Origin of the sequence: Amycolatopsis melonis (assembly GCF_040064235.1) — a bacterium.
Lineage (GTDB): Bacteria > Actinomycetota > Actinomycetes > Mycobacteriales > Pseudonocardiaceae > Amycolatopsis > Amycolatopsis melonis.
The window spans coordinates 350999-372201 of the sequence record NZ_JBDZYD010000002.1 but is presented as its reverse complement, the minus strand read 5'-3'; the positions used below and the strand labels follow the sequence as shown (position 1 = coordinate 372201).

General features: G+C 71.8%; 21 protein-coding genes. 6 read left to right on the top strand and 15 right to left on the bottom strand.

Annotation, left to right across the window (positions count from 1 at the left end; genetic code table 11):
• Positions 1 to 9: 9 nt before the first annotated feature.
• The 3 genes from ABJI51_RS06210 to ABJI51_RS06200 all read right to left on the bottom strand — a co-directional run bounded on the left by ABJI51_RS06210 (position 10) and on the right by ABJI51_RS06200 (position 2081).
• A complete protein-coding gene (locus ABJI51_RS06210) occupies positions 10 to 1227 on the bottom strand; it encodes a DUF1700 domain-containing protein (RefSeq protein ID WP_348948154.1) in 1218 nt (405 codons plus the stop codon).
• Positions 1224 to 1547, bottom strand: coding sequence for a PadR family transcriptional regulator (locus tag ABJI51_RS06205; RefSeq protein ID WP_348948153.1), 324 nt, complete (start codon positions 1545 to 1547; stop codon positions 1224 to 1226). Before ABJI51_RS06205 ends, ABJI51_RS06210 begins: the two co-directional genes overlap by 4 nt.
• 87 nt (positions 1548 to 1634) lie before the next feature.
• A complete protein-coding gene (locus tag ABJI51_RS06200) occupies positions 1635 to 2081 on the bottom strand; it encodes an Lrp/AsnC family transcriptional regulator (protein WP_348948151.1) in 447 nt (148 codons plus the stop codon).
• 61 nt (positions 2082 to 2142) lie between these two features.
• Between ABJI51_RS06200 and ABJI51_RS06195 the strand changes: the two genes are divergently transcribed.
• Positions 2143 to 3042, top strand: coding sequence for an SMP-30/gluconolactonase/LRE family protein (locus tag ABJI51_RS06195; protein ID WP_348948149.1), 900 nt, complete (start codon positions 2143 to 2145; stop codon positions 3040 to 3042).
• On the opposite strand, the gene ABJI51_RS06190 is transcribed toward ABJI51_RS06195, so the two are convergent.
• The 8 genes from ABJI51_RS06190 to ABJI51_RS06155 form a co-directional block, all read right to left on the bottom strand.
• Positions 3020 to 4216: an MAB_1171c family putative transporter gene (locus ABJI51_RS06190; protein ID WP_348948147.1), complete on the bottom strand. Its 1197-nt coding sequence runs from the start codon at positions 4214 to 4216 to the stop codon at positions 3020 to 3022. The genes ABJI51_RS06195 and ABJI51_RS06190 overlap by 23 nt on opposite strands.
• Positions 4213 to 4743: a hypothetical protein gene (locus ABJI51_RS06185; RefSeq protein WP_431605584.1), complete on the bottom strand. Its 531-nt coding sequence runs from the start codon at positions 4741 to 4743 to the stop codon at positions 4213 to 4215. The genes ABJI51_RS06190 and ABJI51_RS06185 overlap by 4 nt, the downstream gene beginning before the upstream one ends.
• Before the next feature lie 300 nt (positions 4744 to 5043).
• Positions 5044 to 5478: a helix-turn-helix domain-containing protein gene (locus tag ABJI51_RS06180; protein WP_348948145.1), complete on the bottom strand. Its 435-nt coding sequence runs from the start codon at positions 5476 to 5478 to the stop codon at positions 5044 to 5046.
• Between the two features lie 54 nt (positions 5479 to 5532).
• The gene (mutM, locus tag ABJI51_RS06175; protein WP_348948143.1) at positions 5533 to 6405 is read right to left on the bottom strand and encodes a bifunctional DNA-formamidopyrimidine glycosylase/DNA-(apurinic or apyrimidinic site) lyase; all 873 of its coding nucleotides are present in this window, start codon (positions 6403 to 6405) and stop codon (positions 5533 to 5535) included.
• 67 nt (positions 6406 to 6472) lie between these two features.
• Positions 6473 to 7828 (bottom strand): polysaccharide lyase 6 family protein, encoded by a 1356-nt coding sequence (locus tag ABJI51_RS06170; protein WP_348948141.1) that lies wholly within the window; start codon positions 7826 to 7828, stop codon positions 6473 to 6475.
• A 91-nt stretch (positions 7829 to 7919) separates the two neighbouring features.
• Entirely contained in the window at positions 7920 to 8669 is a 750-nt protein-coding gene (gene rnc / locus ABJI51_RS06165) for a ribonuclease III (protein ID WP_348948139.1), read from the bottom strand.
• A gap of 13 nt (positions 8670 to 8682) precedes the next feature.
• Positions 8683 to 8865: a 50S ribosomal protein L32 gene (rpmF, locus tag ABJI51_RS06160; RefSeq protein WP_003090635.1), complete on the bottom strand. Its 183-nt coding sequence runs from the start codon at positions 8863 to 8865 to the stop codon at positions 8683 to 8685.
• Positions 8866 to 8938: 73 nt separating this feature from the next.
• Positions 8939 to 9541 carry a YceD family protein gene (locus tag ABJI51_RS06155; protein WP_348948137.1) on the bottom strand — a complete coding sequence of 201 codons (603 nt, stop codon included), beginning with the start codon at positions 9539 to 9541 and terminating at the stop codon, positions 8939 to 8941.
• Positions 9542 to 9682: 141 nt separating this feature from the next.
• Between ABJI51_RS06155 and ABJI51_RS06150 the strand changes: the two genes are divergently transcribed.
• Both ABJI51_RS06150 and ABJI51_RS06145 read left to right on the top strand, forming a co-directional pair.
• Positions 9683 to 10120 carry a VOC family protein gene (locus ABJI51_RS06150; protein WP_348948135.1) on the top strand — a complete coding sequence of 146 codons (438 nt, stop codon included), beginning with the start codon at positions 9683 to 9685 and terminating at the stop codon, positions 10118 to 10120.
• Positions 10121 to 10148: 28 nt separating this feature from the next.
• Positions 10149 to 10595: a nitroreductase family deazaflavin-dependent oxidoreductase gene (locus ABJI51_RS06145; protein ID WP_348948134.1), complete on the top strand. Its 447-nt coding sequence runs from the start codon at positions 10149 to 10151 to the stop codon at positions 10593 to 10595.
• A gap of 7 nt (positions 10596 to 10602) precedes the next feature.
• On the opposite strand, the gene ABJI51_RS06140 is transcribed toward ABJI51_RS06145, so the two are convergent.
• The 3 genes from ABJI51_RS06140 to rsmD all read right to left on the bottom strand — a co-directional run bounded on the left by ABJI51_RS06140 (position 10603) and on the right by rsmD (position 12511).
• Positions 10603 to 11328, bottom strand: coding sequence for a DivIVA domain-containing protein (locus ABJI51_RS06140; RefSeq protein ID WP_348948132.1), 726 nt, complete (start codon positions 11326 to 11328; stop codon positions 10603 to 10605).
• Between the two features lie 102 nt (positions 11329 to 11430).
• The gene (coaD, locus tag ABJI51_RS06135; protein WP_348948130.1) at positions 11431 to 11907 is read right to left on the bottom strand and encodes a pantetheine-phosphate adenylyltransferase; all 477 of its coding nucleotides are present in this window, start codon (positions 11905 to 11907) and stop codon (positions 11431 to 11433) included.
• A 43-nt stretch (positions 11908 to 11950) separates the two neighbouring features.
• Positions 11951 to 12511, bottom strand: coding sequence for a 16S rRNA (guanine(966)-N(2))-methyltransferase RsmD (rsmD, locus tag ABJI51_RS06130; RefSeq protein ID WP_348948128.1), 561 nt, complete (start codon positions 12509 to 12511; stop codon positions 11951 to 11953).
• A 123-nt stretch (positions 12512 to 12634) separates the two neighbouring features.
• Between rsmD and ABJI51_RS06125 the strand changes: the two genes are divergently transcribed.
• A complete protein-coding gene (locus ABJI51_RS06125) occupies positions 12635 to 14749 on the top strand; it encodes a HelD family protein (RefSeq protein ID WP_348948126.1) in 2115 nt (704 codons plus the stop codon).
• A 371-nt stretch (positions 14750 to 15120) separates the two neighbouring features.
• On the opposite strand, the gene ABJI51_RS06120 is transcribed toward ABJI51_RS06125, so the two are convergent.
• The gene (locus ABJI51_RS06120; RefSeq protein WP_489617900.1) at positions 15121 to 18912 is read right to left on the bottom strand and encodes an nSTAND1 domain-containing NTPase; all 3792 of its coding nucleotides are present in this window, start codon (positions 18910 to 18912) and stop codon (positions 15121 to 15123) included.
• Between the two features lie 141 nt (positions 18913 to 19053).
• Here ABJI51_RS06120 and ABJI51_RS06115 point away from each other — a divergent pair, with 141 nt between their 5' ends.
• Together ABJI51_RS06115 and ABJI51_RS06110 are read left to right on the top strand one after the other, a co-directional pair.
• Positions 19054 to 20049, top strand: coding sequence for an LLM class flavin-dependent oxidoreductase (locus ABJI51_RS06115; RefSeq protein ID WP_348948125.1), 996 nt, complete (start codon positions 19054 to 19056; stop codon positions 20047 to 20049).
• Between the two features lie 357 nt (positions 20050 to 20406).
• Complete coding sequence (locus ABJI51_RS06110) at positions 20407 to 21201, top strand: MlaE family ABC transporter permease (RefSeq protein WP_348948123.1); 795 nt, start codon at positions 20407 to 20409, stop codon at positions 21199 to 21201.
• Positions 21202 to 21203: the final 2 nt, after the last annotated feature.

Genomic DNA, 21203 nt, shown 5'->3' with positions numbered 1-21203 from the left:
CCCGTCCCCCTACCTGGTCGGTGTCGACGTCGGTGCCGTCGTCGGCGTGGTGGCCGTCGGCACGGTCACCTTCGGGATCGCCGCGCTGAACGGGATGTCCGCGCTCTCGCGGCAGGCCGAGCGGTATCCGTTGTAGCCGTTGTAGTTGCCCTGGTCGTCGGTGACGCCCTGCTCGATCTTCGGCCGCGGGAACCGGTTGTCCGCTCCGATCCGCTGCTTGGTGCCGCTCGAGCGCTCGCAGCCGTAGCGGGTCACCGTCAGCGGCCTGCCGTCCTCGTCGTAGAGGTAGACCTCGGTGAGCGGCTTGCCCTCGGCGTCGAAGGCGTAGACGTTCTCGACCTCCCGGCCGCCGTAGTTCAGCTGGTCGGTGCCGTAGTGGTCGGACGACGACGAGTAGTACGGCGGCGCGTCGGAGTAGGAGCGCCCGCGGGCGAGCAGGTCGAACGCCGCGCCGAAGCCGCCCAGCGCGCTGCCGATGACGAACGCCGAGATCGGCACGGCCACCCACAGCAGCCGCCGGTCACCGCCCACCCGCGGCCCCGCCCACACGGCCGCGGCACCCGCGGCCAGCAGGAACGGCAGCAACAGCACCGCACTCCGGTGCCGGAACATCAGCAGCAGCCCGAACGCGACCAGCGCCAGCGCGCACAGCACCCACCACGCCGGCTTGAGCGAACCGAGGTATTGCAGGAACCTGCCGGCGTCCCCCTGCTCGCGTCCCTTGGCCATGGACGTGCGCAGCCACACCACTTCCGGCAGCGCCAGCACCGGCTCGACCCCCACGCGCAGCAGCACCACCAGGCTGACGAGGAACACCGGCAGCGCGACCAGCACCACGCCCAGGAGCACGTCGACGTCGACGGTGAGGGCGGCCCCGAACGCGAACATGGCCAGCGCCAGCGCGCAGAGCACCAGGCCCCACAGGGCGATCCGTGGTTTGACGAGACTGGGCGTAGCGGTGGCGAGCACCTGCGTGGCCCCGTCCGCCACTTCCGCCGCGGGCGGGAAACCACCCGACGCGCGCAGCTCGGCGGCGTAGCTCTCGGGCGTCCCGAGCCGCTCGATCAGGGCCTCGACGCGGGCACCCTCCCCCAGTTCGGCCTCAAGTTCGGCCAGGTGCGGCCGGACGTCCTCGAGGATTTCCTCGATCTCACTCGCGGGCAGGTCGGCGAGCGCGGTGCGGACCCGCGCCAGATACACCCGCACGGCGGTCGGCTTGTCGCTCATGCTGCCTCTCCCAAAAGCGCGTTCATCGTCGAAGCGAAGCTCTGCCAGGTCTTGCCCGACTCGGCCAGGCGCGCCCGGCCCGGCTCGTTCAGGCTGTAGTACTTGCGGTGGGGCCCTTCCTCGCTGGGCACCACGTACGAGGTGAGCAGGCCTGCCTTGTAGAGCCTGCGCAACGTCCCGTACACCGACGCGTCCCCCACCTCGTCCAGTCCCGCGGACCTGAGTCTTCGCAGGACGTCGTACCCGTAGCCGTCCTCCTCGCGGAGCACCGCGAGGACGGCGAGATCGAGCACTCCCTTGAGCAGCTGACTGATCTCCACTGCACCCTCCAGTCTTACGCATGGGAAGGTACCACGCATTGCACAGTAGTGTGCACGGCGGAGGCCCGACGGCGTGGCGGGACGGCTTCAGGCGCCGGTGTCCACCGGGCGTTCGAAGAAGGATTCGAGGATCACGATGGTCTGCGTGCCGGTGACGCCGTCGATCGCGAACAGCCGGCGCAGCGACGCCTGGAGCTCCTCGGTCGTCGCCGTGCGCACCTTGACCAGCAGCGACGCCGGGCCCGCGATGACGTGCGCCTCCACCACTTCGGGCAGCGCTTCGAGCGCCTCGCGCACCGGCGCGTCGCCCATCCAGGCGTTCGCCTCCACGAGCACGAACGCGGCCACCCCGCGGCCGACCGCCGCGGGGTCGACGTCCACGCCGGTCCGCCGGATCACGCCCTGCTCGCGCAGCTTGCGCACCCGCTCGTGCGCCGCCCCGGCGGAGAGCCCGACGGCCTTGCCGAGCGCGGCATATGCCTGCGTCGCGTCCCGCTGAAGTTCGGCAAGCAGCATGCGATCCAGCTGATCCATGCCTTGACCATATCAGGTTCGGTGATACATGCTTTCGACAGAACGTCATTAGGGGTGAGAGATGGATCTGGTCAAGACCGACTTCCAGGTGCTCGACGAGCGCTTCAAGCGGGTCAACGGCGACGAGTGGATGCAGCGCCTGCACACCGGCTGCCGCTGGACCGAGGGGCCCGCGTACTTCCCGGCCGGGCGCTACCTGGTGTTCAGCGACATCCCGAACGACCGCACGCTGCGCTGGGACGAGACCACCGGGCAGGTCGGGGTGTTCCGGCAGCCGTCGAACTACGCGAACGGGCACACGGTCGACCGTCAGGGGCGGCTGATCAGCTGCGAGCAGGGGACGCGCCGGGTGACGCGCACCGAGCACGACGGCTCGGTCACGGTGCTCGCCTCGCACTTCCAGGGAAAGCGGCTGAACAGCCCCAACGACGTCGTCGAGCACTCGGACGGGTCGATCTGGTTCACCGATCCGAGTTACGGCATCGACAGCGACTACGAGGGGTACCGGGCGGAGAGCGAGATCGGCGGCTGCCACGTGTACCGCGTCTCGCCCGCGGGCGAGGTGACGATCGTCGCCGACGACTTCTCCCGCCCGAACGGGCTGGCGTTCTCGGCCGACGAGTCGCGGCTGTACATCGCCGACACCCGGCAGGATCCCAGCCACCTCAGGGTGTTCGAGGTCCGCGACGACGGCACGCTGGCCGGCGGCGAGATCTTCGCGACGAGCGACTGCGGCGGGTTCGACGGCGTCCGCGTCGACAGCGAGGGCCAGGTCTGGGCGGCCGCGCACGACGGCCTGCACTGCTTCGCCGCGGACGGCACGCGGATCGGCAAGCTGAAGGTGCCGGAGGTCTGCTCGAACTTCACGTTCGGCGGCGCACGCCGGAACGAGCTGTTCATCACGGCGTCGAGTTCGGTGTACACGCTGAGGGTGACGGTCAACGGGGCTCGCTACCCGTGAGCCCGCGCGTGGCGCCCGCGCGGACCCGGTCCACCACCGCGGCGCGGCGCCACGCCCGGCTCACCCGGACCAGCCAGGCGGCCTCCGCCGCGACGTCGGCGTCGGGGAGCGGGTCCGGTTTTCCTTCGCCCGGCTCGAACCGGCGTCCCTCGCGGGCCGCGTCGATGGCCGCGGCCAGGCACACCGCTTCCACCGTCGCCGCGACGTCCGGCTCCGGCACGCCCACGCGGCGGGCCTCGGCCTCCGCGCGGCGCGGGAGTCCGGGGTCGAAGTGGGCCCGCAGGGCGAGGTGACCGTCGCGGATTTCGATGACCCGGCGGTACAGCGCGAACTCCGCGCCGCCCGCGAGTTCGTGGCCGGGGTCGAACACGATGCCGGGGACCGCGGCGCGCAACGCCGTCCACAGTGGCTCGATGCGGCGGTACGCGCGGTACGCCCTGGCCCGGCCGACCACCGAGGAGACCGCCGGGGCCCAGGCGCTGAGCGTCGCCCCGGCGGCGACCAGCCCGACGGTCACCGCGGCGAGCACCGAGGACGGCAGGTCTTCGCGGGCACCGATGCGGCCGGTCTCGGCGAGGCGGCGGACGTTGTCGACGTCCCAGAAGGTCCACGCGGACGCGGCGACCACGCCGGCGGCCAGCAACCACAGCCCGGCACGCAGCGGCCCCGGCTCGGCGTGCCAGGCGCTGCGGGCGAAGACCACGAACAGCAGGCCGAGGCTGACCAGGCTGTAGAGCAGGAAGACGACCTTGTCGCCGACGGCGAAGGGCAGCGAGCCGTCGGAGAAGACGGTCTCGTCACCGACCCGCCGCGGCTCCGACAGGGCGAAGCACACGGCGAGCAGGACCATGGTGGCGCCCGTGAACAGGGCGTGCGGCGCCAGGCGTGCGCCTTCGCCACGCCACACCGACTGCGTGAAGGCGACGGCGAACCCGATGGCACCCAGCCGCAGCTCGTCACCGGCCAGCGTCGCCACCCATTCGAACACCGGGCCCGGGCCGATCAGGGCTTCGACGGCAGGAGTCAGGACGACGATGCCGCACGCGATGCAGATCCCGAAGCCGGCGAGAAACCACATGGTCCGCACCGGCTGGCTGCGGCGAGCCTCGATCAGCTTGTACCCGAACCCGGCGAACGCGGCCAGGCACAGGTGGTAGGCCAGGGTTTCGATCACGGCGACCGGCGGCGCGGCCGCCCGCCGAAGACGGAGTCGAAGCGCCGCACGCCGTCCGGAACACCCCGCGCGGGTTCCCGCGGTTCCCCAGGCCGCACGACGCGCTGGGCGAGCAGGCTGGCGACCAGCTCGGCTTCGCGTTCTTCGGTTTCGGTGTAGGTGGTCCGCCCCAGAACGCGCCGAACGAGTTCGGGCGAGAGGTTGGGCATGAGCTGCCGCCCGGCGGCGGCGTCGATGGCGATGCCGTCGGCCCCACCGTCCGGCCCGGTGTGGCCGCAGAGGAGGTGGCCGACCTCGTGCAGCAGGATGTGCCGCCGGTGCAGGGCGGTGGTGTTGGTGGGATAGAGGATGTAGTCGGCGCGTTCGGTGCTCATGAGCAGGCCGCAGGGAGCGCCTTCGGGAGCGTTGGCGGGCATGAGTTCAATGGGCCGCCCCCGCTCGGCGGCCAGGCTCGCGACGAAGGCCTCGGCATCGAAGGGTTCGGGAAGGCTGACGGCATCGGCAACATCCCGGGCCCGCTGCCACAGGACCCGCCCGGGACGGCGGCGCACCCGGCGCCACGGTGCGGCGGTCACCTTGGCCCTCCTGCGGCTTGGGGAGCGATCGGAGTTCGCAGCGGCTGCTGAGCAACATCGGCCACCGCAGTAACTCCCGTCCGCCCCGACCGGAGGCCCCCGAGGCACGCAGCCGCCCCACCGGCCGAACTCCGCCGTGACTGCCGGGCAACGTCGGCCACCGCAGCACTGCCCAGCCGGCCGGAAGCCTCCGCCGCGTGCACTTTCGCCTCAGTCCGGGTGCTGGGCAAAGCTCGCCAGGGTGGTGCCACCTCAGCCCTCCTTCTTCGGGGCGCCGCGACCGGCCTCCCTTCGGGCGATCGCGTCGATCATGTCGCTGATCGTGTCGAGCCCGTCGGCCGACAGGGTTACCGCGCGCAGGGCCAGGTCGCGGACTCCCGCGTCGCGCAGTGCCCCCAGGAGGGCCAGCTCTTCGGCGATTTTCGTGCTCTGCTCGTCGTCGAAGAAGTATGCCGGAGGCACGCCGAAGAACTGGGCCAAAGCCTCCAGATGGCGCTTGGTCGGGTTGTCGCGGCGGCCCGTGCGCAGCTGCCACAGGTACGTCGTCGAAAAGCTCTCGCCCGTTGCCTCGCGGCAGGCCTTCGCGACCTCTTCGTTGCTGTACGGCTCCCGATCGGGCCTGCGGACCACGTGGAACAGCCGGTCGATCTTGTCGGCCAGCGTCGACTTTCCGGGCTCCTTGACCACGATGCACTCCCTCGGCTGCCAGGCATATTCATCCTAGCTGAAAGGCGCACCCCATTAATCAACGCGAGTTCGCCGTGGCCGGGGCTGGCAGCGCGGGCACGAAAACGACGACCGGTTCATGAACGGCTCCCGCCGGATCGCCGTGCCGCAGCGGTGGCAGGGCATCCCCTCCTGGCCGTACGCGTCCAGTGACCGGTCGAAGTACCCGGACTGCCCGTTCACGTTGACGTACAACGCGTCGAACGACGTGCCGCCCGCGCCCAGCGCCGCGTTCATCACGTCCGACGCCGCCGACAGCAGCTCGCGGCCCTTCGCCATGGTCAGCTTCTCCGTCGGCCGGGACCAGTGGAGGCGGGCCCGCCACAACGCCTCGTCCGCGTAGATGTTGCCGATGCCCGACACCAGCGTCTGGTCCAGCAGGGCGCGCTTGACCTCGGTGCGCCGCGACCGCAGCGCGCGCACCGCCGCGTCGAGGTCGAACGCCGGGTCCATCGGGTCGCGGGCGATGTGCGCGATGGTGTCCGGGAGCAGCACGTCGTCGCCGACGTCGCCGAGGTCGTCCAGCGCCAGGCCGCCGAACGTGCGCTGGTCGACGAAACGCAGCTCCGGCCCGTCGTCGTCGAAGCGCAGCCGGACCCGCAGGTGCTTCTCGTCCGGCGCGTCCTCCGGCTGGACGAGCATCTGCCCGCTCATGCCCAGGTGCGCCAGCAGCGCCTCCTTGCCGGACAGCTCCAGCCACAGGTACTTGCCGCGGCGCCGCGCGGCCTCGATGCGGCTGCCGGCGAGCCGCTGCGTGAAGTCCTCCGCGCCCAGGGCGTGCCTGCGGATGGCGCGCGGGTGCAGGACCTCCGCCTCGCGGATGGTCCGGCCCGCGACGTGCGCCTGCAGGCCCAGGCGGACGACTTCGACCTCGGGAAGTTCGGGCATACCGCCATTGTGCCCGCGGGGTACGACACTTTTTGACCGCCGCCTCCCCGGCCAGCGGGAATGCCGGTCAGGGAGCCGAGGGGCCGACGTCCGACCTGGTGAGCGGTACCCGGGTGGTTCCCGAGGCGAAGTACTCGTCCGCGCCGACGTCGAACGTGCCCGTGCGGGTCTGCAGGTCGAAGTCCTTCGCCGCCGACGGGTACGAACCCACGCCCGTGTCGATGGCCGGGCTGGCCGACGACAGGCGGTACAGCCCCGCCGCGTCCTTCACCAGCTTCGGGTCCACCGACCGCGACGGCATGCCCGCCGAGCCGCCCCACGTGATGTTGCCCTCGTACTTCACGACCGAGCCGCCCGGCAGCGTCACCAGCGGTCCCGACGTTCCCTTGACGATGTTGTCCGCGACCACGCAGTCCTTCGGCAGGTAGGCGCCGCCGTCGCCGTCGATCACCGACGAGCTGCCCAGCACCGTGTTGTACGCCACCGTCACGCGGTCCGGGCGGTCGTGGAGCTTGCTCGCCGGGCCGCTGTCGGCCTCCTCGCCGGACCCGAACACGATCGCGCGGTCGCCGCTGTTCGCCACGTAGTTGCCGACGACCTTGTGGTCGTTCCCGTGGAAGCGGATACCCGAGCCGAACAGGAGGTTGCCCTCGACGAGGCTGCGGTTGCCGTGGCGCAGCACGATGTAGCCGCGGCTGTCGCGGATCGTGTTGTAGCGCACCACGTCGTCGGACGACTTGACCGAGATCGCCTCGCTGTCGCCGTCGGCCTTCTCGAAGAGGTTGTTCTCGATCAGCGCGTACGCCGAGTACGACTGGCGGTCGCTGAGGCCCACCCGGATCGACTCGCCGCCGTTCGTGCCGGTGAACTGGTGGTTGTAGAAGTAGTTGTGGTGCACGTGGACGTGCTGGGCCATCCCGCCGGACGGCCCGAGGACCTGCAGGAACACGCCCTCGGTGGTGCGGTTCTGGAACACGTTGCGGTCGACGACGGTGTCGTCGCCGCTGACGGTCACCCAGTTGCCGCCGGTGGTGAGCTGGAAGTCGTTGCGGGTCAGGCGGTTGTGCGACGCGCCGGCGGGAACGCTCAGCGTCGCGCCGTTGCGGAACTTGAAGCCCCGCAGCACGACGTTCGAGACGCCACTGGCGAAGGCGAACGTCTTCGACCCGGTGATCGTGGCCAGGCCGGTGTGTTCCGCGGCGACCGTCACGGGCGCCGAACCGGTGCCGGACCGCCTGATCGTCAGCGTCGAACCCGCCGAGTACGTCCCGTCGGCCAGCACGATCGTGTCGCCGGGGTTCGCCTTGTCCATGGCGGACTGCAGCGCCGGCAGCGAAGTGACGCGGACCTGCGCGGCCGACGCCGCGGGTCCGGGGACGACGACGAGGGCCGCCACCACCAGGGGTACGAAGAACAGACGCATCCGCCACAACCTCTCGTTGGAACACGGGCGCGGCGGAGGACGATCACGCTAGTGACCGGCAGGCGGCGCCGTCAACGGAGGTTCCCGCTGATCAGGACTCGGGGTCGGCCTTCTTCTCGGCTTCGAGTTCGGCGGACAGCGAGCGCCAGGCCGTCTCGGCGGCCTTCTGCTCGGCTTCCTTCTTCGTCGACCCGGTGCCGTGGCCGAGGGCGCGGCCGGCGACGAGGACGGTGGCCGTGAACTCCTTGCGGTGGTCCGGGCCGGTGTCCTCGACCTTGTACTCGGGCACGCCGAGACCGGCCGAGGCGGTCAGCTCCTGCAGGCTCGTCTTCCAGTCGAGCCCGGCCCCGCGCAGCGGTGCTTCGGCGAGCAGGCCGTCGAACAGGTGGTGCACGAGCTTGCGGGCGATCTCGATGCCGTGCTCGAGGTAGGCGGCACCGATCACCGCCTCCAGCCCGTCGGCGAGGATGCTCGCCTTGTCCCGGCCGCCGGTGAGCTCTTCGCCCTTGCCGAGCAGCAGGTGCGCCCCGAGCCCGCCCTCGCCGAGCCCGCGCGCCACCCGCGCCAGCGCGTGCATGTTGACGACGCTGGCGCGGAGTTTCGCGAGCTGGCCTTCGGGCAGGTCGGGGTGCGTGGTGTAGAGGTGATCGGTGACGACGAGGCCGAGCACGGCGTCACCGAGGAACTCGAGCCGCTCGTTCGGCGGCAGACCCCCGTTTTCGTACGCGTACGAACGGTGGGTCAGCGAAAGCCGGAGCAGCTCGGGGTCGAGGCTGACCCCGAGCGCTTCGAGCAACGGCGCCGGATCGGCTGCGGGTCCCCCGGGCGTCTTGCCCCCCATGTCGGCTACCCGATCAGGCGGGCTCGACGACCTGGCGGCCGTTGTGCTGGCCGCACGACGGGCACGCGACGTGCTGGAGCTTCGGCTGCTTGCAGGCGCGGTTGGAGCAGGGCACCAGCTGCACCGGAGCCGCCTTCCACTGGCTGCGGCGGGAGCGCGTGTTGGATCGCGACATCTTCCGCTTCGGGACGGCCACGAGTAGATCTCCTTATGACGGTCTGCTCGCGGTCGTGCGAGCGAACTTTCTCTCCGGAACGAGCTGGCGCTCGTCAGGCTTGCTCAGGGGAGCCCGGCGCAGGCTTTCCGCCCGCGTTCTCGTCGAATCGCTCCACGAGTGCGGCCCACCGAGGGTCTATCTTCTCATGCCCGTGTCCGGGCTCGAGATCGGCCCACTTGACACCGCAGTCGGTGCAGAGCCCGGCACAGTCTTCCGAGCACAGCGGGGCCAGCGGCAGGGCCAGCACGACGGCGTCGCGGACGATCGGCTCGAGGTCGATCCGGTCGTCGACCAGCCGCGGGATCTCGTCCTCCTCGGTGGTCTCCTCCGTGGCCGACCCCGGGTAGGCGAACAGCTCCTGGACCTCGACCTCGACCTCCTCGGTCAGCGGGTCGAGGCAGCGGGCGCAGGTGCCCTTCGCGGTCGCCCTGGCGGTGCCGCTGACCAGCACGCCCTCGACGACCGACTCGAGCAGCAGGTCGAGTTCCAGCTCGGAGCCGGCCTCGATGGTGATGACGTCGGGGACGCCGAGCGGCGTCTCCACCGGCACGCTGCGCTGGACGGCGCGGCTGAGGCCGGCGTGACGGCCGAGCTCGCGGGTGTCGATCACCCACGGGCTGCGGTCGTCGAGCTGGGGGGTCTTGTTCTCGGACATCCCGTCCAGGGTACGCACGGCCCGCCACCCCTTTTGAGCTGGTCCCTCGCCGCGCGGGAAGAAATTCCGGCCCGGATGTCGAGAACCCGCGCCCGGCTCCGTCCCCGGTGCGGAACCAGCCACGGGACACAGGAGGCACTCATGACGACCCTGCGCATCGACAACATCGGCATCGTGGTCCGCGACCTGGACGCCGCCGTCGCGTTCTTCGGCGAACTCGGCCTGGAACTCGAGGGCAGGGCCACGGTCGGGGGTCCCTCGGTGGACCGCCTCGTCGCGCTCGACGGCGTCAAGTGCGAAATGGCCATGGTGCGGACCCCCGACGGCCACGGACGGCTGGAGCTGATGCAGTTCCACTCGCCGTCGGCGCCCGCCGGGCAGCCGGACGCGCCGGTCAACACGCCGGGCATCCGCCGGATCATGTTCGCCGTCGAGGACATCGAGGGCGTGCTCGCCCGGCTGCGTGCCCACGGTGCCGAGCCGATGGGCGAGCTGGTGGAGTACGGGGGCAGCCACCGGCTCCTCTACGTCCGCACCCCCGACGGCATCATCATCGCCCTGGCCGAGAAGATCGCCTGAGCCACTCCACCGGAAGGGGAACGCCACCATGGCCGTCGCCGAAGACCTCGACCGCGCCACCGACCCGGCCTGGGACTGGGTCGCCGAGCAGACCCGCACCTACCTGGCCTCGGGCGGGACCGAGGGGCACGAGTCGGACGGCCTGCGCCTGCTGCTGCTGGCCACGACCGGGCGCCGGACCGGCCTGCCGCGCCGGACGTGCCTGATCTACGGCACGTCGGGGGACGACTTCGTCGTCGTGGCCTCCAAGGGCGGCGCCGACGAGGACCCGGAGTGGTTCAAGAACCTCGTGGCGGAGCCGAGCGTCGGCGTCCAGGTGGGCACCCGCCGCTTCACCGCCCGCGCCCGGGTCGCGTCCCCGGCCGAGCGCGAGCGGCTCTGGCCCGGGCTGGTGGAGATGTTCCCGCTTTACGCCGAGTACGCGCAGAAGACCGAGCGGGTGATCCCCGTGGTGCTGCTCACGCCGCAGGACTGAGGCGTCGTCACACCTGGTAGTCGTACAGGGTCGGGCGGCCGCCGGTCGGCAGGTTCGCCGGGGAACGCAGGTGGTTGCGGCCCGAGTCGACCGTGCGCAGCGTCGTCGCCAGCAGTTCCGAGAACTCCGCCAGCTTGCCGTCGACGTACGCGTCGCAGTCCGCGCGCTGGCGGTCGGCCTCGGCGTGGGCCTCGTCCACGATCCGCGCCGACTCCGCGTGCGCGGCCTGCACGACCTCGGTCTGGGCGACCAGCCGGGCCTGCTCGGCGCGGCCGTCCTCGATCGCGCGGTCGTAGGCGTCGCGGCCGGCCTGGATCATGCGCTCGGACTCCGCGCGCGAGCGGTCGGTGAGGTTCTGGTACTCGGCCTGACCCGCCGCGATCGTGCGGTCGGCCTGGTCGTGGGCGTCGGCGAGCATCTGCTCGGCGCGGGCACGCGCGTCGGCCAGGATGCGCTCGGCCTCGTCGGTTGCTTCGGCGATGGTGCGCTCGGCCTCGGCGTTCGCGCTCGCGACCGTCTCGCTCGCCTCCTTGCGGGCGGCGTGGATGAGGTCGTCACGCTTGTCGAGGACGTCCTGGGCGTCGTCGACCTCGGCGGGCAGCGCGTCGCGGACGTCGTCGAGGAGTTCGAGCACGTCGCCCCGGGGCACCACGCAACTGGACGTCATCGGGACGCCGCGCGCCTCCTCGACGATGGTGACGAGCTCGTCGAGCGCCTCGAAAACCCGGTACACGGCAACTCCAATCCCCTGTCGCTGGGGACCAGTCTGCCCGCATCGGGCGCCGAAGCGGTGAAGGCGCACGGCACCGGGCGTGTCCCCGGCAGCGGACGCGGGTCAGCGCCCGAACTTCGCCGAGAGGCGCTCGAAGACGATCGGCGGTACGAAGCGCTCGAAGTCGCCGCCGAGGGCCGCGATCTCCTTGACCAGGGAACTCGACACGAACCCGAATGCCGGGTTGTTGGCCATCAGCAGCGTCTCGACGCCGGTGAGCTCGCGGTTCATCTGCGCCATCTGCAGCTCGTAGTCGAAGTCGCTGACCGAGCGCAGGCCCTTGGCGATCGCCGCGATGTCGTGCTCGCGGCAGTAGTCGACGAGCAGGCCCTCCCACGCGTCGACGCGCACGTTCGGCAGCTTCGCGGTGATCTCGCGCAGCATCTCCAGGCGTTCCTCGATCTCGAAGACGCCCTTCTTGCTCTTGTTCACCCCCACCAGGACGACGAGCTCGTCGAACAGGCGGCTCGCCCGCTCGATGACGTCGAGGTGACCGTTGGTGGCCGGGTCGTAGGAACCGGGACAGACCGCACGCCGCATGGCGCGGACGCTACCGTGCCGGGCCCGGTTTCCGCCGCGTGGCTCACGCCACAGGCGTGTACTCGGCCCAGAAAACCGCCGTGTCGCCGTACTTCTTCTCGCGTGAGGGCGCGAAGCCCGGCGGCCAGTCCGGTGCGCCGTCGCGGGCCGCCCGCTCGATCACCACCAGCGCCGACGTGCCCAGCCAGCCGCCTTCCGCGAGCGCGGCGAGCACCTTGCCCAGCGCGGCCGCGCCGACGGCGTACGGCGGGTCCGCCAGCACCAGGTCGAACTCGCCGGACGCGGGCGCGGCGACCACCGTTTCGACCTGCCCGGCCCGGACCGTGCCGCCCAGGCCCAGCGCCGCGACGTTGCCGCGCAGGACGTCCACCGCGCGCCGGTCGGACTCCACGAACAGGGCCTCCGACGCGCCGCGGGAGAGTGCCTCCAGGCCCAGCGCGCCCGAGCCGGCGTAGAGGTCCAGCACGCGGGCGCCGTCGATCTCCCCCGCCGTCTCCAGTGCGTTGAACAGGGCTTCCCGCACGCGTTCCGACGTCGGCCGGGTCCCCTTCGGGGGCACCTTCAGCCGCCGCCCGCCCGCCGTTCCGGCCACGATCCTGGTCACCCTCCGATTGTGCGGGGACGACGCGCGGGCGGCGAAACCGGGACATTGATGTCCCCGCGGGACCCAACGCGTAGAGTCGTTCTTCGCCCTCGGAGGCGATCCAGAGCTGTCAAGGAGCCATGCGTGTCGGAACCTCGGGTCAGACGGGCCGAGATCGCCATCGAACAAGCCCACGTCGATCGCGTGTACACCCGTCTGGACGAACTGCGGGCCCAGGCCGAGGCCATGCGCACGAAGGGCTACGAAATCGGCCAGGGCGCCCAGCGCGAGGCGATCTTCGAGCAGGCGTCGATGCTGTTCGAGCGCGACATGATGGTCTACCACGCCAACCAGACGCTGCAGTCGCTCGACGCCGAGTACGAGGGCCTCGTCTTCGGGCGGCTCGACCACGTCGACGCCGAGCGCGTGTACGTCGGCAGGCTCGGCATCCGCGACGCGGAGTTCGACAACCTGGTCACCGACTGGCGCGCGCCCGCCGCGGCCGCGTTCTACCAGGCCACGGCCGAGGAGCCGATGGACGTCGTGCGGCGGCGCGTGATCCGCTGCTCCGGCCAGAACGTCCTGGACGTCGACGACGACGTGCTGATGGCCGACGCCGTGCCCGAGGACATGCAGATCGTCGGCGAAGGCGCGCTGATGGCCGCGCTGGGCCGCTCGCGCGGCGAGAAGATGCGCGACATCGTCGCGACCATCCAGAAGGAGCAGGACGAGGTGATCCGGGCGCCGTGGCGCGGGGTCACCGAGATCACCGGCGGGCCGGGCACCGGCAAGACCGCCGTCGCCCTGCACCGCGCCGCCTACCTGCTGTACCGCCACCGCCGTCAGCTCGGCGGGGCCGGGGTACTGGTCATCGGGCCCTCGGGGGTGTTCACCAGCTACATCTCGCGCGTACTGCCCTCGATGGGCGAGACGAACGTCGAGCTGCGCGCGCTCGGCGAGGTCCTCGACGGCCTGGAGGCGACGCGGCAGGACGCGGCGCCGCTCGCGGCGGTCAAGGGGTCGCTGCGGATGCGGAAGGTGCTGCTGCGGGCGCTGCGGGACACCCCGCCGGACGCGCCGGAGGAGATGCGGATCGTCTACCGCGGCGAGGTGCTGAAGCTCACGGCGCGTGAGCTGGAGAAGGTGCGCCGCAAGGCCCACACGCAGGGCGCGCCGCCGAACCGGTCCCGGATCCGGGCGGCGGAGCTGCTGCTGGACGCGCTGGCGGCGAAGGCCGAGGAGTACGCGAAGGCCGACGGCAAGCAGATCGACCGCGCGGAGCTGATCACCGACCTGGGCGAGCGGATCGACTTCCACCGGTTCCTGGTGGTGTGGTGGCCGGTGCTGTACCCGGCCCAGATCCTCAAGTGGCTCGGCGACGAGAAGCGGCTGGCGTCGGCGGCGAAGGGCGTGCTGAACCGCCAGGAGATCTCGATGCTGGCCGCGGACTTCGCGGACCGCTCGCGCGGCTGGTCGATCGCCGACGTCGCGCTGCTGGACGAGCTGCGCGTGCTGATCGGGCCGCCGCCCAAGCGCAAGCGCCGCCAGGTGATCGAGGCCGAGCCGGAACGCACGGGCGGCGCCCCGACCCGGCCGGAGCACTACGACGAGTACTCGCACGTGGTCGTCGACGAGTCACAGGACCTGTCGCCGATGCAGTGGCGCATGGTCGGCCGCCGCGGCAAGTACGCGAGCTGGACGGTGGTCGGCGACCCGGTCCAGAGCTCGTGGCCGGACCCGGCGGAGGCGGCATCGGCCCGCGACCAGGCGTTCGGCGTCAAGACGACCCGGCGCCGGTTCACGCTGCGCACGAACTACCGCAACTCGGCGGAGATCTTCGAGCTGGCGGCGAAGGTGGTGGCAGGCCACGCGGAGGCGGGCGAGCTGCCGGTGGCGGTCCGCCGCACGGGCGTCGAGCCGGAGGTCCGCCCGGTGGAGGCGGCGGGCCTGCCGGAGGCGACCCAGGCGGCGGTGAAGGAACTGCTGGGCGCGGTCGACGGCACGGTCGGCGTCATCACGGCGATGGACCGGGTGCCGGAGGTCGCGGGCTGGCTGTCGGCCCAGCCGGACGAGCGGCTGAAGGTCGTCGGCAGCCTGGATTCCAAGGGTCTGGAGTACGACGCGGTGGTCCTCGTCGAACCGGTGGACCTGATCACGGAGTCGACCACCGGGCGGCGGGTGCTGTACGTCGCGCTGACCCGGGCGACGCAGCAGCTGATCGTCCTGGCCTCGAACCCGGACTGGCTGCCTGCCGCCTGAGCCCGCCCCCTGTCCCTGTCCCGGCTCGCCCGAGCCCTGCTCCCCGGCGCCGGTTCGCGTACCCGAAGGGTCGGCTCGGGTACCTGAACGGTCGGCTCGCGTGCCTGGAGGGTCGGCTCGCGTGATCCAAGGGTCGACACACGTGATTGAAAGGTCGACTCGCGTGATTGCGGGGACGACACGGGGCCGGGCACGCTGAAGGGCTCCTTCGAGGGGCGGGAGGCGGGTTCCCGTGCCCTTGAAGGAGCCCTTCAGACCCCCGGTGAAATGTCGTCTTCGGGGACGACTCTGTCGTCCGAGGGCATGTCTACTCGAAAAACGTTGTTCGGTGTCCGCGGCCGGGCACCGAACAACAACGCCGAACAACCTGCTCAGGGGCAGGGCGGGGTGTAGCCGAGGCCAGGGAGGGTGCGGTCCCACTCGGCTTCGGTGATCCGGGGTGCCGCGACCGCGCAGATTCTTTCGGCCGCCCGGTCAGGATCGGTCTCCCAGAACCGTACCGTGCCGTCGGCGACCGTGCTTGCCAGCGTGTGGCCGTCCGGGGCGTACTGGACCGCGTACACGCGGTCGCGCTCCTCGGGCAGTACCGCGTACTGGGACGCCCCCGCGACGTCCCACAGCCGGACCGTGCGGTCGTAGCTGCCGGAGGCCAGCCTGCGGCCGTCGCCGCTGAAGGACACCGACATGACGTTGTCGGCGTGGCCGGTCAGGACCACCGACGGCGGCACGCGGGCCGGGTCGCGGACGTCCCAGAGCCGGATCGTGCGGTCGGCGCTGCCCGTCGCCACGCGGTGGCCGTCGGGGCTGTAGGCGATCGAGAAGATCGTGTCCGTGTGCCCTTCGAGCTTCGCCAGCGGCCGCGGGGCGCGCGGCGCCGAGACGTCCCACAGGCGGGCCGTGTGGTCCCAGCCCGCCGTCGCCAGTGTCCGGCCGTCGGGGCTGAACGCCAGCGTGTGGACGTCGTCGTCGTGGCCTTCCAGCTTCGCGATCTCCACCGGGTGGCGGCGGTCGGCCAGGTCCCACAGCCGCGCCGTGTGGCCGTCGCCCGCGGTCGCGAGGAACCGGCCGTCCGGGCTGAACGCGACCGCGTCGAGGTCGTCGTGGGTCCGGTTGAACACCACCGGCGGCCCCGGGTGCGCCGGGTCGGTGATGTCCCGAAGCGTCATCGTGTGGTCCCAGCTGCCGATCGCCAGCGTCCGGCCGTCCGGGCTGATCGCGACGCCGCAGGCCGCGTTGCCGAAGCCGCCGACCGTCGCCAGCAGCCGGGGCGCGGCCGGGTCGGTGCGGTCGTGCAGGCGGACGGCCTCGTCGTAGCCGCCGCTGGCCACGAGCCTGCCGTCCCGGCCGAAGGCGACGCGGCAGGTCTGCGCCGTGTGCGCCGGCAGGGCGGGGCCGGGCAGGTCCCAGAGCCGGGCGGTCTGGTCGTCGCTGGCCGTGACCAGGGTGCGGCCGTCGCCGGTGAACACCGCGGAGACGACCGCGCCGGTGTGCCCCGGCAGGGACGGCAGCTCCCGCGGCTGCCGCGGGTCGGCGACGTCCCACAGCCGGGCCGTGCGGTCGAAGCCGGTGGTGGCCAGGGTGCGCCCGTCGGCGGTGAACGCCACCGAGCGCACGATCGCCTTGTGCGCGCCCAGCGTCGCCAGCGGCGCCGGGCGGGCCGGGTCGGTGACGTCCCACAGCCGCGCCGTCTGGTCCTGGCTCGCCGTCGCGAGCAGGTGCCCGCCGGGCGCGAACGCGACCGAGTGCACGACGTCGGTGTGTCCCTCCGCGACGCCGAGCTGCCGCCGCGCGGCGACGTCCCAGATCCGCGCCGTCTTGTCGGCCGACGCGGAGGCGAGCAGCCGTCCGTCGGCGGAGAAGGCGAGGTTGTTGATGTACGAGGCATGCCCGGTCAGCTCCCCGGACGGCCGCGGGTGGGCCGGGTCCGAGACGTCGTACAGCCGGATCATGCCCTTGACGTCCGCGGTCGCCAGCAGCGGCCCGGCCGGGCTGAACGCGACCGCATACGCCTTGCCTTCGTGCTTCTCGGCGAGCACGCCGGGCCCGGGCTTGGCCGGGTCGGAGACGTCCCAGACGCGCACGGTGCCGTCGAAGCCCGCGGTCGCGACGGTCCGGCCGCTCGCCGCGAAGGCGACGGAGTTGACGTTGCCGGTGTGCCCGGCCAGCACGCCCAGCGCGACCGGGTGGTGCGGGTCGTGGACGTCCCAGAGCCGGGCCGTGCCGTCCCAGCTCGCCGTGACGAGGACCCGCCCGTCCGGGCGCAGGGCGGCCGTGTTGATCCGGCCGGTGTGCCCGGTGAGCCGCGTCGAGTACGGCGTGCCGAACATGCCGAGGACGCTGCTGCGCGCCTCCGGGCTGGGGTCGAGGCGGTACGCGGCGAGCGCGAGCTGCACGGCCAGCGCGGGGTTGGTGGCCCGCATGGCCAGCGCCTGGCCGGCGACCTTCTGGGCGAGCGCGTTGTTGCGCTGGTCGGTGGCGGTGGTCTCGGCACGCACGGCGTAGACCGTGGCGGCCACGGCGACGACCAGCAGCACCGCGAGCAGCGCGACCAGCTGACGCAGGCGCCGGGTCCGGCGGCGGTCGCGTTCCTGCTCGGCGTGCTCGACCGCGAGGCTCGCGTCGAGGAACCGCCGTTCCCGCTGGGACAGCGCGGTGTCCTGGCGGCCGGCCCACTCGCGCGCGATCGCCAGCCGGGTGCCGCGGTAGAGCCAGCCCGGGTCCTCGCCGACGGACTCCCACGCGTCGGTCGCCTCGGTCAGCTGCCGGTGGACGCGCAGGCCTTCGCGGTCCTCGGTGAGCCACTCGCGCAGCCGCGGCCAGCCGCGGATGAGGGCCTCGTGGGCGATCTCGATGCCGGTGTCGTCGAGGGTGACCAGCCGGGCCGCGGCCAGCTCGGCGAGCACGACGGCGGTGTCCTCGTCGTCGGTGTCGAGCTCGGCACGGCTGATGCGGCGCTTGGTGTCCTCGGTGCCTTCGCCGAGCGCGGTCATCCGGAGGAAGATCTGGCGCGCCAGACGCTGCTGCCGGGCCGAAAGCTTCGCGAAGGTGCCTTCGGACGTCTGCGCGATCGCGCGCTCGATGCCGCCGGTGGATTCGTATCCGGCCAGGGTGAGCGTGGTGCCGCGGCGGCGGCGCCAGGTCTCCAGCAGCGCGTGCGACAGCAGCGGCAGCACGCCCGGCTGGCCGGTGGCGTCCGCGACCAGCCGCGAGACCAGCGCGGTTTCCACGCGGTAGCCGGCGTCGACGGCGGGCCGCGAGATCGCCTGCCGCAGCTCCTCGGTCGTCATCGGGCCGACCAGGACCTGGGCGTCCTGCATGGCCTCGGCCAGCCCCGGATGCCGCGCGCAGTGGGTGTAGAAGTCGGTGCGGATGCCGAGCACCACCCGCGTCCGGCTGCCGGGTTCGGTGGTCGCGGTGACCAGGGCGTCGAGGAACCGGGCCCGCTCCTGCTCGTCCTGGCAGAGCGTGAAGACCTCCTCGAACTGGTCGACGACCAGCACGAGGTCGCCCTCCTGGCCTTCGAGGAGCAGGCGGGCGGCGAGGCCGAGGTTGCGCGGGTGCGCGAGGAGGTCGGAGAGCAGGGCGCCGGGGGCGACGCCGAGCCCGCCGGCGAGCTTGACGGCGCACTCCTGCAGCGGCCGGGCGCCTGGGGTGAGCAGCACGGCCCGGCCGGGCAGCGCGGGCAGCAGGCCGGCGCGCAGCAGGGAGGACTTCCCCGAGCCGGACGCGCCGAGGACGGCGAGAAAGCGGTGTCTGGTCAGCCGTCCGGCAAGCTTTTCGACCAGCCGTTCGCGGCCGAAGAATCGCTTCGCGTCGCCGGGACCGAATGCGGCGAGACCCACGTACGGGGGATTTTCGCCGGATTGCGGCTCGGGCGGTGAATCGGCACCGGCGCGGTCCGTCTCACCGGCGACGGCGTGCCACCGCTCCTCCCATTCCCGCGGGTCGCCGCCGCAGGCGCGGACGTAGGCCAGAGTGACCGCCAAGCTGGGAAGTTTCCGCCCGCCGGCGGCCTCGGACAGCGTGCCCGCCGAGTAGTGGGCGCGCCTGCCCAGCTCGCGATAGGTCGGATTCCCGGCTTTCTCGCGCAACCGCCGGAGATCGGCAGCGAATACGGTCAGCGGATCGTCGCCGGGATCCAACGGTCGCTCGGGACGCGGCACCCGTCCTCCTGTTTCTCTTTTTCCGGGTCGGGCCACCGTATCCTGATTGCGCGCGGTTGAGGGGCCGGGCGGCGCAAGCCGCGTGAAGAGCGTCACCGCCCGCCGGGAAGCATCGGCGGCACCGGGGCGTTGACCCCGGTTGTGAGCTCACTGCCTGACGTGCCGCTGTCCGTGCTCGACCTGTCCCCCGTCTCGGAGGGGAACACCGTCGGCGAGACGCTGCGCAACACCCTCGACCTCGCCCGCGCCGCGGAACGGCTGGGCTACCACCGCTACTGGCTGGCCGAGCACCACAACATGCCCGGCATCGCCAGCTCGGCGACGGCCGTGCTGATCGGGCACGTCGCCGATGCCACCGAGCGGATCCGCGTCGGCTCGGGCGGGGTCATGCTGCCCAACCACGCGCCGCTGGTCGTCGCCGAGCAGTTCGGCACCCTGGAGGCGTTCCACCCCGGGCGGATCGACCTCGGCATCGGCCGCGCCCCCGGCACCGACCAGCGGACGGCGCTCGCGCTGCGCGGGCCGGGCGGGCTGTCGGCGGAGAACTTCCCCGAGCACCTGCAGGAGCTGCTCGGCTACTTCACCCATTCGGAGGCCCGCGGCGTCAACGCCGTGGTCGCCGAGGGCAACCAGCCGCCGGTGTGGCTGCTGGGGTCGAGCGGCTACAGCGCCCAGCTCGCCGGGCGGCTCGGGCTGCCGTTCTCCTTCGCCCACCACTTCGCCGCCGAGAACACCATCCCGGCCGTGCAGCTGTACCGGGAGAACTTCCGGCCGTCGGAGGTGCTGGACGAGCCGTACGTGATGCTCGGCGTGTCGGTGGTCGCCGCCGAGACCGACGAGCGTGCCCGCTTCCTGGCCGGGCCGTCCGGGCTGACGTTCCTCAGCCTGCGCCGCGGCCGCCCGATCCCGCTGCCGACGCCGGAGGAGGCCGCGGAGTACCCGTACACGGAGATGGACCGCGCGTTCCTGGCCGAACGCTTCGGTTCCAGCATCATCGGCTCGCCCGAGACGGTCCACAAGGGACTCGAGCAGCTCCTCGCCGACACCGGCGCGAACGAGCTGATGATCACGACGATGGTCCACGGCCACGCCGACCGCGTCCGCTCCTACGAACTGGTCGCCTCCCTCAAGTCCTGACCCGTGCGGCAAACGCCGACACGCGTGATCAGAGGGTCGACACGCGTGTCGTCCGTTCCGGTACGCGGGAATTGACACCCGCGTGCAGGCCCGCCACCGTCGCCGGAGCCGGGACGGGAATTTCTTTTCCTTCGTTGACAACAAGATCCGGTGCGGTTGTCAGTACCCGACAAGAAATGTGCGGTTACCAGCCCGTGACCGCATGATCCCGGTGAAGTTCTTGTCTCCCAGCAAGGCCGTCGTTAGCGTACCGACCAGTAGGAAACGGCACGGTGTCCCCGAGACCGTGAATGGCGGACAATTGTTACACCGTTCGGACCATTCAGCGTGCCGCCGAAACCCGCTGGAGGCACACGAATGGCCGAACGGACGACGACGGCGTCGTTCCCCGGGGCCGCCGCGCTGCGGCAGACCGGGCGGCTCTACGGACTGGGCCTCGACGTCGTCCGGCTGACCTTCCGCCGCCCCTTCCAGGCGCGGGAGCTGATCCAGCAGTTCTGGTTCATCGCGAGCGTGTCGATCCTGCCGACGGCGCTGGTCTCGATCCCGTTCGGCGCGGTGATCGCGCTGCACATCGGGTCGCTGACCACGCAGATCGGCGCGCAGTCCTTCACCGGCGCGGCGAGCGTGCTCGCGATCATCCAGCAGGCCAGCCCGATCGTCACCGCGCTGCTCATCGCCGGCGCGGGCGGCAGCGCGATGTGCGCCGACCTCGGCTCGCGCACCATCCGCGAGGAAATCGACGCCATGGAGGTCCTCGGCGTCTCGCCGGTCCAGCGGCTGATCGTGCCGCGGGTGCTCGCCGCGATGGGCGTCGCCGTCTTCCTCAACGGCATGGTCAGCGTCGTCGGCGTGCTCGGCGGCTACTTCTTCAACGTCATCATGCAGAACGGCACGCCCGGCGCCTACCTGGCCAGCTTCTCCGCCCTCGCGCAGCTGCCCGACCTGTGGATCAGCGAGATCAAGGCGCTCATCTTCGGCTTCGTCGCCGGCGTGGTCGCCGCCTACCGCGGCCTGAACCCCAAGGGCGGGCCGAAGGGCGTCGGCGACGCGGTCAACCAGTCGGTGGTCATCACGTTCCTGCTGCTGTTCGTGCTGAACCTCGTGCTCACCACCGTCTACCTGCAACTCGTGCCGCCCAAGGGGAGCTGATC

Bases quoted from the DNA above. Each gene is read 5' to 3' on its own strand.
- ABJI51_RS06210 (WP_348948154.1), bottom strand. From the start codon at position 1,227: ATGAGCGACAAGCCGACCGCCGTGCGGGTGTATCTGGCGCGGGTCCGC.
- ABJI51_RS06200 (WP_348948151.1), bottom strand. From the start codon at position 2,081: ATGGATCAGCTGGATCGCATGCTGCTTGCCGAACTTCAGCGGGACGCG.
- ABJI51_RS06195 (WP_348948149.1), top strand. From the start codon at position 2,143: ATGGATCTGGTCAAGACCGACTTCCAGGTGCTCGACGAGCGCTTCAAG.
- mutM (WP_348948143.1), bottom strand. From the start codon at position 6,405: ATGCCCGAACTTCCCGAGGTCGAAGTCGTCCGCCTGGGCCTGCAGGCG.
- ABJI51_RS06170 (WP_348948141.1), bottom strand. From the start codon at position 7,828: ATGCGTCTGTTCTTCGTACCCCTGGTGGTGGCGGCCCTCGTCGTCGTC.
- rnc (WP_348948139.1), bottom strand. From the start codon at position 8,669: ATGGGGGGCAAGACGCCCGGGGGACCCGCAGCCGATCCGGCGCCGTTG.
- ABJI51_RS06155 (WP_348948137.1), bottom strand. From the start codon at position 9,541: ATGTCCGAGAACAAGACCCCCCAGCTCGACGACCGCAGCCCGTGGGTG.
- ABJI51_RS06150 (WP_348948135.1), top strand. From the start codon at position 9,683: ATGACGACCCTGCGCATCGACAACATCGGCATCGTGGTCCGCGACCTG.
- ABJI51_RS06145 (WP_348948134.1), top strand. From the start codon at position 10,149: ATGGCCGTCGCCGAAGACCTCGACCGCGCCACCGACCCGGCCTGGGAC.
- coaD (WP_348948130.1), bottom strand. From the start codon at position 11,907: ATGCGGCGTGCGGTCTGTCCCGGTTCCTACGACCCGGCCACCAACGGT.
- ABJI51_RS06110 (WP_348948123.1), top strand. From the start codon at position 20,407: ATGGCCGAACGGACGACGACGGCGTCGTTCCCCGGGGCCGCCGCGCTG.